Source organism: Nocardioides humi (genome assembly GCF_006494775.1).
GTDB lineage: Bacteria > Actinomycetota > Actinomycetes > Propionibacteriales > Nocardioidaceae > Nocardioides > Nocardioides humi.
Window position 1 is genome coordinate 16,977 of sequence record NZ_CP041146.1, and the last position, 13,967, is coordinate 30,943.

Genomic DNA, 13,967 nt, shown 5'->3' on the forward strand with positions numbered 1-13,967 from the left:
TGTCTCTACTTCGTGCTTACAGGTCGATGTCGGGGTCGAGCGCCTCGTTGGCGCGCTTGGCCTTCCTGGTGGTCGCGGGCTGGACCGAGGTCCGCTCCGCGCGCTCCTCCGCCTGCTCGGCGGCCCGCTCGGCGGCGGCCTCCTGCTTGGCGGCCTTCACCTCGGCCTTGGCCTCGGCCTTCTTCTTGTGCGGCCCGATGACCATGGTCATGTTGCGGCCGTCCTGCTTGGGGTTGGACTCCACGAAGCCCAGCTCCTGCACGTCCTCGGCCAGCTTCTGCAGCAGCCGGTAGCCCAGCTCGGGGCGGTGCTGCTCGCGGCCGCGGAACATGATCGTGATCTTGACCTTGTCGCCGGCCTTGAGGAAGCGAACGACGTGACCCTTCTTGGTCTCGTAGTCGTGCGCGTCGATCTTGGGCCGGAGCTTCATCTCCTTGATGATGACGTTGGTCTGGTTCCGTCGCGCCTCACGGGCCTTCTGGGCGTTCTCGTACTTGAACTTCCCGTAGTCCATGAGCTTGCAGACGGGGGGCTTGCCCATCGGCGCGATCTCCACCAGGTCCAGGTCGGCCTCCTGCGCGAGCTTGAGTGCCTGGTCGGTGGGGACGATGCCGACGGTCTCTCCGTTGGGTCCCACGAGCCGGACCTCGGGAACCCGGATCCGCTCGTTGATGCGCAGCTCGGTGCTGATGTGTCCTCCAAATTCGTTCGGCCGGGAGTCCCTTCGGCCTCGGAAATGAGAAGAGGCTCCCGCTTGTCCAAGCGGAAGCCAGTCACGAGCCGCCTCGATCGTGGATCGACACGGCTCTCCATGGACCGGACCCGACGACCTGGCGGCCGCTGCGGGTGGGAGACGATGGTGCCGGTCCCCGCTTGTGGATCTGTCATGCAGGCATGACGGATCGGTCAACGCTCGATGCTAACCCGTTTGTTCCGGGCGGACCTAATCGGGATCGCCGGGAGGGTTCCCGGCCGCTCCCAGCCAGCCCCAGCCCCCGTCCTCGAGCCGCACCGGCCGCCAGCCGGCGGCGACCCGGTGCAGGTCGTCGTCGGCGAGCACGAAGGGGTGCGGCCCGGCGACGTCCACGACGAGGGCGTGGGCGCCCTCCTGGACGGCGGTCGCCGCGGCCAGGTGGGCGGCGACGGGGACCGGCCGGGCCTGCGGGTCCCAGGCCGCCAGCGCGGCGAGATCGGTGAACGCCAGCAGCGCGAGCCGGCCGTCGGCGCCGGTGAGCAGCACGGCGGCCATGTCGCTGGACTTGTCGCGGGCCAGCCCGTCGGCGCCGACCTCCGCCTCGCCGAGGATCGCCACCACCGGCACCAGCAGGCGGGCGGGGACGAGGGCGGCGAGCACGTCGGGGTACGCCGCGGCGCCCGTGTCGTGCGCGGCGAGCGCCGCGGCCAGGGCGGGGTCGGCGGCGCCGGCGTCGGCGACGTACTCCGAGCCCTGGAGGCGGCGGGCGTCGGGACGCTCGTTCGGCGATGCGGTCACGGACGGATCATCCCACCCGTGGAACGATGAGGAGGTGCAGCACCAGTCGTTCGTCGCGCGCAACCGGCTCGCCGCGCGCCTCCGCGAGGCCGTCGCGGCCTGGCCCGATCCCCTGTCCACCCCGGTCTTCGTCGTCGACCTCGACGCCTTCGACGCCAACGCCGCCGACCTGGCCCGTCGAGCCGCCGGGACGCCGATCCGGGTCGCGTCGAAGTCCGTGCGGATCCCGTCGCTCGTCGGCCGGGCGCTGGCCGCCGACGGCTTCGCCGGGGTGCTGGCCTACACGCTCGCCGAGGCGCTGTGGCTGGTCGAGCACGACGTGTGCGACGACATCGTGGTCGCCTACCCGAGCGTGGACCGGGCGGCGCTCGCCGCGCTGGTCGCCTCGCCGCGGGCCGCGTCGCGGGTGACGATCATGGTCGACGACCCCGCCCACCTCGACCTCGTCGACAGCCTGCGGGCGTCGACCGCCGTGCCGGTGCGGGTGGCGCTCGACGTCGACGCCGGCCTGCGCTGGGGCGGGCAGGCGGTCGGGCCCAAGCGCTCCCCCCTGTACGACGTCGGTGCGGTCACCGCCCTCGCGCGCACCGTCGTCGACCGGCCGGGGTTCCACCTGGCCGGCGTGATGACCTACGAGGGCCAGGTCGCCGGCGTACCGGACTCCGTGCCGAGCCGGCGGGCGAGGTCGGCGGTCGTCCGCAAGCTCAAGCAGCTCTCGGTCGCGCAGCTCGCGGTCCGTCGTACCGCCATCGGCGAGGCGCTGGACGCCCTGAAGGGGTACGGCGACTTCGCCGGGCTGGAGTTCTGGAACGCCGGCGGCTCGGGGTCGATCGAGTCCTCGGCCGCGGACCCCGTCGTCACCGAGGTGACCGCGGGCTCGGGGCTGCTGGCGCCGACCCTGTTCGACCACTACCAGGTCTTCTCCCCCACGCCGGCCGCGTTCTTCGGGCTGCCGGTGACCCGCCGCCCCTCAGCCGAGGTGGCCACCGTGCACGGCGGCGGGCTGATCGCGTCCGGCCCCGCCGGCGCGGACCGCGCCCCCACACCGTGGGCGCCCGCCGGGCTGCACCTCACCGGGCTCGAGGGCGCCGGGGAGGTGCAGACGCCGCTGGTGGGCACCAACGCCGGCCGGCTGGCGATCGGCGACCTGGTGTGGTTCCGGCACGCGAAGTCGGGCGAGCCGTTCGAGCACGGGCGCAGCGTCCTGCTCCTCCAGGGCGAGCGCTTCGTCGAGGAGGTCCCGACCTACCGTGGCCACGGTCTCGCCTTCTGAGGTCCTGGCCGCGGCGCTCTCCCGGCCACCGACGCTGGGCGGAGGCCGGCTGATCTGCGTCGACGGCCTGGCCGGCTCGGGCAAGACCACCCTGGCCCGGGCGCTGGGCGCGCTGGCGCCGGACGCCGTCGTCCTCGGCACCGACGAGATGCTGGAGGGCTGGCGCGGGCTGCCCGGCCTGGGCCGGTCGGTCGAGGCGCTGCTGCGGCCGCTGGCCGCCGGGCTGCCGGGACACTGGCGCCGCTGGGACTGGTACGCCGACGGCTGGGCCGAGACCCGGACGGTGCCGCCCGGCCCGCTGCTGGTCCTGGAGGGCGTCGGCAGCGCGGCCGCGGCGTACGACGACCTGGTGACGCTGCTGGTGTGGGTGGAGGCTCCCCGGGAGGTCCGGCTGGCGCGATGGCTGGCGCGCGACGGCGAGGACATGCGGCCGCACTGGGACGCCTGGCTGGCCGACGAGGAGGCGTTGCACGCGCAGGAGGACACCCGGGCGCGGGCGGACATCGTCATCCGCACCTGACAGGGTCGGGGCGCTCTAGTGTCCCGGACGCGAAATCCGTGCCATAAGTCGTGCTCCGAGTGCGTGCATCGCAAGGCGGCGTCGCGACGGCAGACCGGGCGTCTTTCGAGCGATGCCAACGCGGCGAGGTGCGTGCTCGGGGTGCGACTTATGGTGCGGATTTCAAGTTCGGGACACTAGCGCTGATGGGCGGCGACGACCGCGCGCAGCTCCCGGACGGCGGTGGCGGCGCGGGCGCCGTCGGAGCTGTGGATGCCGAGCAGTGAGATCCGGTCGTCCTCGCCCTGCTCGAGATGCGGCCAGGGGGCGCCCTGGGGCATCCGGACGGTGCCGACCTCGGACCAGGCCAGGCGGCGGGTGCGGTAGCCGTTGACGACGGTGAGGCCGTCCTCGCGGGCGATCACGCGGGAGCGGGCCAGGCCGTTGAGCAACGCCAGGCCGAGCAGGATGAAGAAGATCACGGTCGCCTTCTCCAGGTCGTTGACCGCGGCCTTCGTCTCCGGGTCGAACTGGATCCACAGCCACGCGAAGGCCCCGACGAGGACCGTCCCGAAGACGGCGGCGGCCATCCGGGGACCGAAGGGCCGCCAGGTGCGGGGCAGGGAGGGCACGACGGGCTCGCTGTCGGGGGCGGCCACGTCAGAGCCGGCAGGCGTGGATGTCGGTGGTGAGGATCGCACGGGCGCCCAGCGCGAACAGCTCGTCCATGACCCGTTGGGCGGTGGCCCGCTGCACCATCGAGCGGACCGCGACCCAGCCCTCCCGATGAAGCGGGCTGACGGTGGGGCTCTCGATGCCGGGGGTGAGCGCGATCGCCTTCTCGACCTTCTCGGCGCGGATGTCGTAGTCCATCATCACGTAGGCGCGGGCGACCAGGACGCCCTGCAGGCGGCGGGTGAAGACCTCGAGCGCGCTCTCGTCGGCGCCCTGGCGGGTGATCATCACCGCCTCGGACTCGAGGATGACGTCCCCGAACACCTCCAGGCCGGCGTTGCGCAGGGTGGAGCCGGTCTCGACGACGTCGGCGATCACGTCGGCCACGCCGAGCTGGATGCTCGTCTCGACCGCGCCGTCGAGGCGGACCACGGTCGCCTCGACGTCCTGCTCGGTGAGGAAGCGGCGCACCACGCCGTCGTACGACGTGGCGATCCGCTTGCCGGCGAGGTCGCCCATGCCGGTGGCGGTGCCGGGTACCGCGGCGAAGCGGAACTTCGAGCGGCCGAAGCCGAGCTGGAGCGCCTCGGTGGCGGTCGCGTGGGAGTCGAGGAGCAGGTCGCGGCCGGTGATGCCGGCGTCGAGGGTGCCCTCGCCGACGTACAGCGCGATGTCGCGCGGACGCAGGTAGAAGAACTCGACGCCGTTGTCGGGGTCGATCTTGGTGAGCTGCTTGGAGTCCGAGCGCTGGGCGTAGCCCGCCTCGCGGAGCATGGTCGAGGCGGCCTCGGACAGGGCCCCCTTGTTGGGGACGGCGATCTTGAGCATGGGGTTCCTCTTACAGGTGTGCGTAGACGTCCTCGAGCGAGAGTCCGCTCGCGATCATGAGGACCTGGGCGTGGTACAGCAACTGGCTGATCTCCAGGGCCGTCGCGTCCTTGCCCTCGTGCTCGGCGGCCATCCAGGACTCAGCGGCCTCCTCGATCAGCTTCTTGCCGATCGCATGGACGCCGGCGTCGAGCGCCCGGACCGTGCCGGACCCCTCGGGCCGCGTCTGCGCCTTCTCACTGAGCTCTGCGAACAGCTCGTCGAACGTCTTCACGGGAGGTCAGCCTATCGGTGCTCCCCCGGCGGATCCGCTTGAGGGTCGCCGCGGTCTGCAGCGCGGCCGAGGCCGCCTCGTACCCCTTGTCCTCGCTCGATCCCTCGATCCCGGCCCGGTCCAGCGCCTGCTCCTCGGTGTCGCAGGTGAGCACGCCGAACCCGATCGGGGTCTGGTGATCGAGCGAGACCCGGGTGAGGCCGTCGGTGGCGGCGTTGCAGACGTAGTCGAAGTGCGGGGTGCCGCCGCGGATGACCACGCCGAGGGCGATCACCGCGTCGTACGACGGCGCGAGGGTCGCCGCCGTCACGGGCAGCTCGAAGGTGCCGGGGACGCGCACGACCACCGGCGCCTCGAGCTTGTGATCGGCGAAGGCCCGCTGCGCGCCGGCGATCAGGCCGTCCATGACCTGGGTGTGCCAGCTCGCCGCGACGACCGCGACGCGCAGGTCGTGGCAGTCGACGGGGGCGATGTCGGGGGCGCCGTGTCCGGCCATGTCAGTTGACTCCTTCGAGGTCGGCCGCCGCGTCGGGCACGGGGAGGTCGGGCAGGTCGTGGCCCATCCGGTCCCGCTTGGTCAGCAGGTAGGTGAGGTTGTGCCCGTTCGGGTGCGGGGTGAGCGGGACCCGCTCGGCGACCCGGATGCCGTAGTCCTCCAGCGAGCTGACCTTGTCGGGGTTGTTGGTGAGCAGCCGCACCTCGGAGACCCCGAGGTCCTTGAGGATCTGGGTCGCGGCGCCGTAGTGGCGGGCGTCGGCCGGGAGCCCGAGGTCGAGGTTGGCGTCGACGGTGTCGCGGCCGCCGTCCTGGAGCTGGTAGGCCTGCAGCTTGGCGACCAGGCCGATCCCCCGGCCCTCGTGCCCGCGCAGGTAGACCACGACGCCGCGGCCGGCCTCGACGATGCGGTCCATCGCCTCGTCGAGCTGGGGTCCGCAGTCGCAGCGGCTGGACCCGAACACGTCGCCCGTCAGGCACTCGGAGTGCACCCGGGTGAGCACCGGGCCGCCCTCGCCGAGGGTCTCCGGGTCGCCGTACACGAGCGCGACGTGCTCACTGCCGTCGACGGTGATGGTGTACCCGATCGCGGTGAAGTCGCCGTGCGTCGTCGGCAGCCGGGTCTCGGCCTCGCGCACGACGTGGCTCTCGACGCGGCGGCGGTACCGGACCAGGTCCTCGATGGAGATCATCGCGAGGCCGTGCTCGTCGGCGAACGCGCGCAGCTCGGGCGCCCGCTTCATGGTGCCGTCGTCGTTGACGACCTCGACCAGGACGCCGGCGGGCGTCAGGCCGGCCAGGCGGCACAGGTCGACGGCGGCCTCGGTGTGGCCGCGCCGGACGAGCACCCCGCCCTCGCGGTAGCGCAGCGGGAAGACGTGCCCGGGCCGGGTGAGCTCCCACGGCTCGGTCGCCGAGTCGGCCAGTACCCGCACGGTGTGGGCGCGGTCGGCGGCGGAGATGCCGGTGCTGACGCCGTCGCGGGCGTCGACCGAGAGCGTGTACGCCGTCCGGTAGGCGTCCTTGTTGTGGGGCGTCATGAGCGGGATCTCCAGCCGGTCGAGCATCGCACCCGGCATCGGCGCGCAGATCACGCCGCTGGAGTAGCGGATCGTGAACGCCATCAGCTCCGGCGTCGCCTTGCTGGCGGCGAAGATGATGTCGCCCTCGTTCTCGCGGTCCTCGTCGTCGACGACCACGACGGCCCTGCCGGCCGCGATGTCGGCGATGGCGCGCTCGACGGGGTCCAATCTCACGGACATGCTCAGTTCTCCTTTGCCGGACGGTCGGTGTAGGCCCGCACGAGCTTCTCCACGTGCTTGGCGATGACGTCGACCTCGAGGTTGACCCGGTCGCCGACGGCCCGGAACCCGAGCGTCGTCCGGGCCAGCGTCTCGGGGATGAGGCTGACGGTGAAGCTGGTGTCGCCGGCCTCGACCACGGTCAGGGAGGTGCCGTCGACGGTGATCGAGCCCTTGTCGACCAGGTAGCGGCCGAGGTCGGCCGGCATCGCGATCTCGACCACCTCCCAGTGCTCGCTGGGGGTGCGTGCGACGACCTCGCCGACGGCGTCGACGTGCCCCTGGACGATGTGGCCGCCGAGCCGCTTGTCCGCGGTGACGGCGCGCTCGAGGTTGACCCGGTCGCCGACGGCGAGGACCCCGATGCCGGTCTTCGCCAGCGTCTCGGCCATGACGTCCGCGGTCCAGGTCGTGTCGGTGCGCTCGGCGACGGTCAGGCAGCAGCCGTTGACGGCGATGGAGTCCCCGAGGCCGGCGTCGGACAGCGTCACGTCGGACGCGATGGTCAGCCGGACGGCGTCCCCCTGGTCCTCGACGGCGGTGACGGTGCCGAGCTCCTCGACGATGCCGGTGAACATCAGGCCCCTTCCTTCATGGGTCGGTCTCTCATGGTCGGTCCCCTCATGGTCAGGCGGACGTTGGCCTCGGTGCCCTCGCCGACGACCGTGGCGTCGACCAGCTCGAGACGCAACGCGTCGGCGATGGTGCGGATTCCGAGCTTCCCGACGGCCGAGCGGCCGGCGCCGAGGAGCATCGGCGCGACGTACGTGATCACCTCGTCGACCAGGCCCGCCTTGAGGAAGGCCGCGGCCAGGGTGGGCCCGCCCTCCAGGAACACGTGGTGCCGGTCGTGATCGGCGTACAGCGCGCGGAGGGCCGCCTCCGCGTCGTGGGTGCGCAGGTGCACGGTGGGCGCGGCGTCGTCGAGGATCCGACGGCCGGCCGGCAGCTCGCGCTCGCCCATCACGACGCGCAGCGGCTGCACGTCGCGCGGCAGCGGCCGATCGTCGTCGTCGCGGACGGTGAGCTGCGGGTCGTCGACCTCGACGGTGTTGGTGCCGACGAGCATCGTGTCGCACAGGCCGCGGAGCAGGTGGGTGTCGCGGCGCGCGGGCGCCGAGGAGACCCAGCGGGAGGTGCCGTCGCTGGCGGCACTGCGCCCGTCGAGCGTGGCCGCGAACTTCCAGGTCACGAACGGGCGCCCGTTGCGGTGCGCGAAGGTCCACGCCCGGTTGAGCTCGACCGCCTCGTCCGCGAGCAGGCCGGCGTCGGCCTCGATGCCCGCGGCCTGCAGGGTCTCCATCCCGCCCGCCGCCTGCGGGTTGGGGTCGCGCTGGGCGATCACGACCCGGGCGACGCCGGCCCGGATGAGGGCCTGGGCGCACGGACCGGTGCGGCCGGTGTGGCCGCACGGCTCGAGGGTGACGACCGCGGTCGCGCCACGGGCCCGCTCCCCCGCGGCCTCCAGGGCCTCGACCTCGGCGTGCGGCGTGCCGGCGCCGTGGTGGCAGCCCTCCCCGACGACCGTGCCGTCGGGCGCGAGCAGCACGCAGCCGACCCGCGGGTTCGGGTGCAGCGGCACCCCGGGGGTCGCTGCCAGGACGAGCGCGCGACGCATCGCGTCGTACTCACGGGTGAAGGTCCCTGCCGCCATCGGCCACCGCCTCTCGTCGTCCTCGACGCGGACTCCGGGGCTTGCCTGGCGTGCGGCGGGCGGGCGGCCTGGGCCTGCTCGTCCGTCGGACACTCGTGCGTGCACTTCCCATCCGGACTTTGACCGTCGGTCCAGGAGTTCCACCTGGTCAACCGATCACTGGCTGCGATCGGGTCGCGGACTTCCGAGCGAAGCGAGGAGGCTTCGGCTCTTTCACCGCCGGTTCGGAGTTTCACCGACCCCAGAGCACGCGAGCTCTTGGGGCCCATGGTGGCACATCGCCGCCAGTCGTGGCGTGTGGGCCCAGTCACTGGACGTCGCGCCGCCGTAGGGTGGGCGGCATGTCGTATCCCCCTCCCCTGTACGACGGCGACGGCGAGGTCTCGGCCTGGGCGCGGCCGGGGAGCGACGGCCCCGACCTCGTGTACCCGAACGGCAATCGGGGTGCACTACCTCGCCCGCGGCGAGGCGACCGGCGGGCTGTTCGGGCTCTACCGCTGGGAGTTCTCCGAGGCCGTCAGCGGGCCCGGCCCGCACTTCCACCGCACCATCGCGGAGTCGTTCTACGTCCTCGACGGCGAGGTCCGCATCCACAGCGGCGCCGGGTGGGTGACGGCCCGGCCGGGCGACTTCCTGCACGTGCCTCCCGGCGGTATCCACGGGTTCCGCAACGAGTCCGGCGCGCCGGCGTCGATGCTGCTGCACTTCGCGCCGGGCGCGCCGCGGGAGCCGTACTTCGAGGGCCTCGACCGGCTCGCGCGGGGTGAGGAGTGGACGCCGGAGGAGTACGACGCGTTCATGGCCGAGCACGACAACGTGTGGGTCGAGGAGTAGTCCTCAGGCGGACAGGATCAGCCCGCTCGTCGGCACGCCGGTGCCCGCGGTGACCAGCACGTGCGCGGCATCGGCGACCGGGTTGACGGAGGTGCCGCGGACCTGGCGGACGCCCTCGGCGATGCCGTTCATGCCGTGGATGTAGGCCTCGCCGAGCTGGCCGCCGTGGGTGTTGATCGGGAGGCGGCCGCCGAGCTCGATGGCGCCGTCGGCGATGAAGTGCCTCGCCTCGCCGCGGCCGCAGAAGCCGAGCTCCTCGAGCTGCATGAGGACGTACGGCGTGAAGTGGTCGTAGAGGATCGCCATCGGCATGTCCGCGGGGGTGAGCCCGGACTGCTTCCACAGCTCGCGGCCCACCACGCCCATCTCGGGGATGCCGATGTCGTCGCGGTAGTAGGACGTCATCACGAACTGGTCGCGGCCGGAGCCCTGGGCGGCGGCGGTGACGTACGCCGGCCGCTGGGCCAGGTCGCGCGCCCGCTCGGCGGAGACCACGACGAGGGCGACGGCGCCGTCGGACTCCTGGCAGCAGTCGAGCAGGTGGAGCGGGTCCGCGATCATCCGGGAGGCCTGGTGGTCCTCGAGGGTGATCGGCTTGCGGTAAAAGAACGCGGCCGGGTTGGTCGCGGCGTGGCGCCGGTCGGCGACGGCGACCCGGCCGAAGTCGGCCGAGGTGGCGCCGTACTCGTGCAGGTAGCGGCGGGCCTGCATCGCCACGGTCGCGGCCGGCGTCGACAGGCCGAGCGGGTAGGTCCAGGCGTTGTCGAGGCCGTTGGTGTTGACCTGCGCGGCCGCCCAGTTCGAGACCTGGCCGAAGCGGTCGCCGGAGCGCTCGTTGAAGCCGCGGTAGGCGACCACCACGTCGGCGACGCCGGTGGCGACGGCCATGGCGGCCTGCTGGACCGTGGCGCACGCCGCACCGCCGCCGTAGTTGATCCGGCTGAAGAAGCGCAGCTCGGGGATGCCGAGCTCGCGGGCGACGGCGATCTCGGAGGAGGTGTCCATCGTGAACGTGACCAGGCCGTCGACGTCGGCGGTTGTCAGGCCGCAGTCGGCGAGCGCGTGGCGGACCGCCTCGACGGAGAGCTGGAGCTCGGAGCGGCCGGACTCCTTGGAGAACTCGGTCGCGCCGATGCCGGCGATCGCGGCCTTGCCGGAGAGCGTGCGGCTGCTCACGCCGCCACCCGGACGGTGCCGATCACGTGGTCGCCCAGCGAGACCGCGCCGACCACCTCGATCGTGGCGACGCCGTCCGCGACCGAGGTCACCTCGCCGGTGAAGGTGAAGGTGTCATAGGGGTACGCCGGCGCGCCGAGCCGGATCGCGATGCCCTTGATCTGCACGTCCGGGCCGGCCCAGTCGGTGACATAGCGCTCGCACAGCGCGGTCGAGGTCAGGATGTTGACGAAGATGTCCTTCGAGCCGGCCGCCTGGGCGATGTCGCGGTCGTGGTGGACGTCCTGGAAGTCGCGGGTCGCGATCGCCGTCGACACCACCAGGGTGGGGGTGATGGGGAGGCTCCACTCCGGCAGCTTGTCTCCCGCCTTGAATGGGCTGGTCATCGGTCCACCTTCGTCCAGATCGGGAGGGTCAGCTCGTCGTCGACCACGTTCCAGCCGACGGCCACGCGATCGCCGATGTCGACGGGCCCGGTCATCTCGGCCACCATCCGCACGCCCTCGTCGAGGTCGACGAGGGCGATCACGAGCGGCAGCTCCTTGCCGGGCACCTGCGGGGCGTGGTGGACGACGTAGGAGAACACCGTCCCCTCTCCCTTCGCCACCACATGGCCGCGGTCGAAGGCGCCGCAGTCGGGGCAGGCCGGGCCGGGCGGGTGGCGGAGCACGCCGCAGGCGTTGCACCTCTGGATCCGCAGCTCGTGGGCGCGGGTGCCCTCGAAGAAGTAGGCGTTGTCCCGGTTGACGACCGGCCGCACCGGGCCGCTCACGACGCCGCCCTGGGGATGAACTTGAGGACCCGGAACAGCATCGTCGCGACGCGCTCGTCGCCGACGTACCAGGTGTTGCGCGACGTCACGAAGTAGCCCACGCCCATCCCGGTGGCCTTCGGCCCGACGACGGAGTCGAGCGCGGTGGTGACCCGCAGCTGCTCTCCCACCCGCAGGTAGCGCTCGTAGGACTGCTCGCAGTTGGTGCCGAGGACGGCGGTGAAGCCGGCGTCGGTGAGCGCGCGCATCATCGCGTGCAGCGGGTCGTCCTGGGACGGCTTGCCGCCGAGGCCGTACATCGTCCAGACCTGGGCCATGGACGGCGGCGCCTCGCCCGCTCCCCCCTTCTCGAAGCGCGGGTTCGAGAGGCCCATCGCCTCGAGCCAGTTGTTGATCGTCGGCTGGTTGACCTCGTCGCGGGCGTGCCGCTCGGCGGCCTCCCCCCACGCCTTGATCCGCTCCGCCTCCGCCATCACCTTCTCGTGGAGGGCGGGATCCACCAGTTCCTGCTGCTCGGCGGCGCTCATCGCGGCACCCGCGGCAGACCGAGGCCGAACATCGCGATCAGCTCGCGCTGGACCTCCTGGACGCCGCCGCCGAAGGTGAGCACGAGGTTCCGCTTGGCCTGGCTGTCGAGGTAGTCGAGCAGCTCCCGCGTCCCGTCCTCCGCGGCGTCGCCGTGCCGGTGCGCGAGCGCGATCAGGTCGGCGAGCAGGTGCTGCACCTGGTCGGCGGCGAACACCTTCGACGACGAGGCGTCGGCCACCTCGATCTCCCCGGAGGCCGCGGCCCGCGCGACCTCCCAGTTGAGCAACTCGTTGATCCGGAAGACGGCGGTGGTCCTGCCGAGCAGGTCCCGTACGTCGGGCTCGTCGCGGACGCCGGCCGCGTCGGCCCAGCGCACGACCCGGTCACGCAGGCCCTCGATCCGGCCGGCGGGGCCGAGCATGACCCGCTCGTGGTTGAGCTGGGTGGTGATCAGCCTCCACCCCTGGTTCTCCTCGCCGACCAGCATGTCGACGGGGACCCGGACGTCGTTGAAGTAGGTCGCGTTGACGTGGTGCGAGCCGTCCGCGGTGATGATCGGCGTCCAGCTGTAGCCGGGGTCCTCGGTGTCCACGATCAGGATCGAGATGCCCTTGTGCTTCGGAGCGTCGGGGTCGGTGCGCACCGCCAGCCACAGGTAGTCGGCGTGGTGGCCGCCGGTGGTCCACATCTTCTGGCCGTTGACGACGTAGTGGTCGCCGTCGCGCCGCGCGGTGGTGCGCAGCGAGGCGAGGTCGGTGCCGGCGTCCGGCTCGCTGTAGCCGATCGCGAAGTGCACGTCGCCCTCGAGGATCCGCTTGAGGAAGAGGTCCTTCTGCTTCTCGGTGCCGTAGCGGATCAGGGTCGGCCCGACGGTCTGCAGGGTGACCGACGGCAGGTGCACGTCGGCGTACTGCGCCTCGTTGGCGAAGATCGTCTGCTCGATCTCGCCGAGCCCGTGGCCGCCGTACTCCTTCGGCCAGCCGACGCCCATCCAGCCGTCGGTGCCGAGGCGCCGGATCAGCCGGGAGTACGTCGGGCCGTGGCGGTCCCACGCGCCCTCGACCGGATCGGGGTCGTGCCGGCCCTCGAACTCCGCCGCGACGCCGCCGAAGTAGTCGCGCAGCCGTGCCTTGAGCGCCCGCTGTTCCTCGGTCAGCTCGAGATTCTTGGCCTCGGCGCTCTCGACCGGCACCTGGGCGGCCGTGGTGTCGAGGGCGTGCGCGAGGTCGGTGCCCCACGTGGTGTAGCCGACGAGCGGATAGGTGATGTCGACGCCCATGCCGCCGTGGAGGTGGTGGCAGGTGCGGAAGGCGTAGGGCGCGACCTGGCTCGCCCAGTAGCCCGCGACCGCGAGGTCGTCGGCGGCCGGAAGCCCCTCGGCGACCCGCCAGACGGCGTTGTCTGCGGCGAGGTCGAGGGTGCGCGAGGCGACGTACACGTCGGCCATCTGCAGGGACACGGCCTGGAACTCGGCGAGCGCGCGGCCGAACTGCTGACGGCCCTTGACGTACTGCGCCGTCAGGTCGCGGGCACCGGCGAGCACGCCGGCGGCGGTCACGGCGAGACCTGCGGTGGCCAGGTCGCGGAGCCGGGCGGCGGCGCCCTCGTCGAGCGGCTCGGCCGGGGCGCCGTCGAGGACGACGGTGTGCTGGGGGCTCGCGCTCGACGCGCTGGACGCACGCAGCTCGACGCCCTCCCCGCGCGGGTCGACGAGCACGACCACCTCGCGCTCTCCCTCGGTCGCGACGACGAGCAGGCGGTGGGCGGTCTCGGCGTGGGTCACGGCGAGCTTGCGGCCGGTGACCCGGCCGCCGTCGTACCGCGCCTCGCCACGGAGGGCGGGCGTCACGACCACCTCGCCCGACGCGATGCCGGGGAGCAGGTCCTTGCGCTGCACCTCGGTGCCGTACGACGCCAGGGCGAGCGCGCCGCAGCACAGCGTCTCCCACGCCGGCACCTGCACCGCCCCGCGGCCCGCCTCGCGCAGCAGCACAGCGACCTCGGTCAGGCCGAGGTCCTCCCCGCCGTACTCCTCGGGGACGGGCAGCGCGGTCAGCCCCGCAGCGGCCCAGGCCGCCCAGGTCCGGGCGTCCGACTCGCGCTCGAGCACCTCGCCGACGACGGCGCGGACTGCGTTGATCGCCTCTGCATCCACGGAGAAACTGT

17 protein-coding genes and 1 riboswitch are annotated in these 13,967 nt (G+C 72.6%); of the genes, 3 read left to right on the plus strand and 14 right to left on the minus strand.

The window, feature by feature from the left end; genetic code table 11:
• Window positions 1-16: 16 nt before the first annotated feature.
• Complete coding sequence (infC, locus tag FIV44_RS00085; protein WP_246086725.1) at window positions 17-637, minus strand: translation initiation factor IF-3; 621 nt, start codon at window positions 635-637, stop codon at window positions 17-19.
• A 306-nt stretch (window positions 638-943) separates the two neighbouring features.
• Entirely contained in the window at window positions 944-1,492 is a 549-nt protein-coding gene (locus FIV44_RS00090) for an SseB family protein (protein ID WP_141002723.1), read from the minus strand.
• Window positions 1,493-1,526: 34 nt separating this feature from the next.
• On the opposite strand from FIV44_RS00090, the gene FIV44_RS00095 reads away from it, so the two are divergent.
• Both FIV44_RS00095 and FIV44_RS00100 read left to right on the plus strand, forming a co-directional pair.
• On the plus strand, window positions 1,527-2,765 hold the full coding sequence (locus FIV44_RS00095) for an amino acid deaminase/aldolase (protein WP_141002724.1): 1,239 nt from the start codon (window positions 1,527-1,529) through the stop codon (window positions 2,763-2,765).
• Window positions 2,743-3,285 carry a uridine kinase family protein gene (locus tag FIV44_RS00100; protein WP_141002725.1) on the plus strand — a complete coding sequence of 181 codons (543 nt, stop codon included), beginning with the start codon at window positions 2,743-2,745 and terminating at the stop codon, window positions 3,283-3,285. The genes FIV44_RS00095 and FIV44_RS00100 overlap by 23 nt, the downstream gene beginning before the upstream one ends.
• Before the next feature lie 176 nt (window positions 3,286-3,461).
• On the opposite strand, the gene FIV44_RS00105 is transcribed toward FIV44_RS00100, so the two are convergent.
• Genes FIV44_RS00105 through ribD form a run of 7 tightly spaced genes read right to left on the minus strand, consistent with a single transcriptional unit; the run spans window position 3,462 to window position 8,491 of the window.
• The gene (locus tag FIV44_RS00105) at window positions 3,462-3,923 is read right to left on the minus strand and encodes a PH domain-containing protein (protein WP_246086726.1); all 462 of its coding nucleotides are present in this window, start codon (window positions 3,921-3,923) and stop codon (window positions 3,462-3,464) included.
• Window position 3,924: 1 nt separating this feature from the next.
• Window positions 3,925-4,767, minus strand: coding sequence for an ATP phosphoribosyltransferase (gene hisG, locus FIV44_RS00110; protein ID WP_141002726.1), 843 nt, complete (start codon window positions 4,765-4,767; stop codon window positions 3,925-3,927).
• Between the two features lie 10 nt (window positions 4,768-4,777).
• A complete protein-coding gene (locus FIV44_RS00115; RefSeq protein ID WP_141002727.1) occupies window positions 4,778-5,041 on the minus strand; it encodes a phosphoribosyl-ATP diphosphatase in 264 nt (87 codons plus the stop codon).
• Window positions 5,004-5,537 (minus strand): 6,7-dimethyl-8-ribityllumazine synthase, encoded by a 534-nt coding sequence (gene ribH, locus FIV44_RS00120; protein WP_141002728.1) that lies wholly within the window; start codon window positions 5,535-5,537, stop codon window positions 5,004-5,006. Before ribH ends, FIV44_RS00115 begins: the two co-directional genes overlap by 38 nt.
• Window position 5,538: 1 nt before the next feature.
• The gene (locus FIV44_RS00125) at window positions 5,539-6,798 is read right to left on the minus strand and encodes a bifunctional 3,4-dihydroxy-2-butanone-4-phosphate synthase/GTP cyclohydrolase II (RefSeq protein ID WP_181410896.1); all 1,260 of its coding nucleotides are present in this window, start codon (window positions 6,796-6,798) and stop codon (window positions 5,539-5,541) included.
• 2 nt (window positions 6,799-6,800) lie between these two features.
• A complete protein-coding gene (locus FIV44_RS00130) occupies window positions 6,801-7,415 on the minus strand; it encodes a riboflavin synthase (protein WP_141002730.1) in 615 nt (204 codons plus the stop codon).
• On the minus strand, window positions 7,415-8,491 hold the full coding sequence (gene ribD, locus FIV44_RS00135; protein ID WP_246086727.1) for a bifunctional diaminohydroxyphosphoribosylaminopyrimidine deaminase/5-amino-6-(5-phosphoribosylamino)uracil reductase RibD: 1,077 nt from the start codon (window positions 8,489-8,491) through the stop codon (window positions 7,415-7,417). The genes FIV44_RS00130 and ribD overlap by 1 nt, the downstream gene beginning before the upstream one ends.
• Window positions 8,492-8,586: 95 nt before the next feature.
• Window positions 8,587-8,745: riboswitch (FMN riboswitch) on the minus strand.
• A gap of 190 nt (window positions 8,746-8,935) precedes the next feature.
• Between ribD and FIV44_RS00140 the strand changes: the two genes are divergently transcribed.
• The gene (locus FIV44_RS00140; protein WP_246086728.1) at window positions 8,936-9,325 is read left to right on the plus strand and encodes a cupin domain-containing protein; all 390 of its coding nucleotides are present in this window, start codon (window positions 8,936-8,938) and stop codon (window positions 9,323-9,325) included.
• A 3-nt stretch (window positions 9,326-9,328) separates the two neighbouring features.
• On the opposite strand, the gene FIV44_RS00145 is transcribed toward FIV44_RS00140, so the two are convergent.
• From FIV44_RS00145 to FIV44_RS00160, 5 genes are read right to left on the minus strand one after another with little or no spacing between them, the layout of a single operon-like run.
• Window positions 9,329-10,501, minus strand: coding sequence for a lipid-transfer protein (locus tag FIV44_RS00145; protein ID WP_141002731.1), 1,173 nt, complete (start codon window positions 10,499-10,501; stop codon window positions 9,329-9,331).
• Window positions 10,498-10,887, minus strand: coding sequence for a MaoC family dehydratase (locus tag FIV44_RS00150; protein WP_141002732.1), 390 nt, complete (start codon window positions 10,885-10,887; stop codon window positions 10,498-10,500). Before FIV44_RS00150 ends, FIV44_RS00145 begins: the two co-directional genes overlap by 4 nt.
• Window positions 10,884-11,273: a Zn-ribbon domain-containing OB-fold protein gene (locus FIV44_RS30075; RefSeq protein WP_246086729.1), complete on the minus strand. Its 390-nt coding sequence runs from the start codon at window positions 11,271-11,273 to the stop codon at window positions 10,884-10,886. Before FIV44_RS30075 ends, FIV44_RS00150 begins: the two co-directional genes overlap by 4 nt.
• On the minus strand, window positions 11,270-11,800 hold the full coding sequence (locus FIV44_RS30080; protein WP_181410897.1) for an FAS1-like dehydratase domain-containing protein: 531 nt from the start codon (window positions 11,798-11,800) through the stop codon (window positions 11,270-11,272). The genes FIV44_RS30075 and FIV44_RS30080 overlap by 4 nt, the downstream gene beginning before the upstream one ends.
• On the minus strand, window positions 11,797-13,956 hold the full coding sequence (locus FIV44_RS00160) for an acyl-CoA dehydrogenase family protein (RefSeq protein WP_141002733.1): 2,160 nt from the start codon (window positions 13,954-13,956) through the stop codon (window positions 11,797-11,799). Before FIV44_RS00160 ends, FIV44_RS30080 begins: the two co-directional genes overlap by 4 nt.
• Window positions 13,957-13,967: the final 11 nt, after the last annotated feature.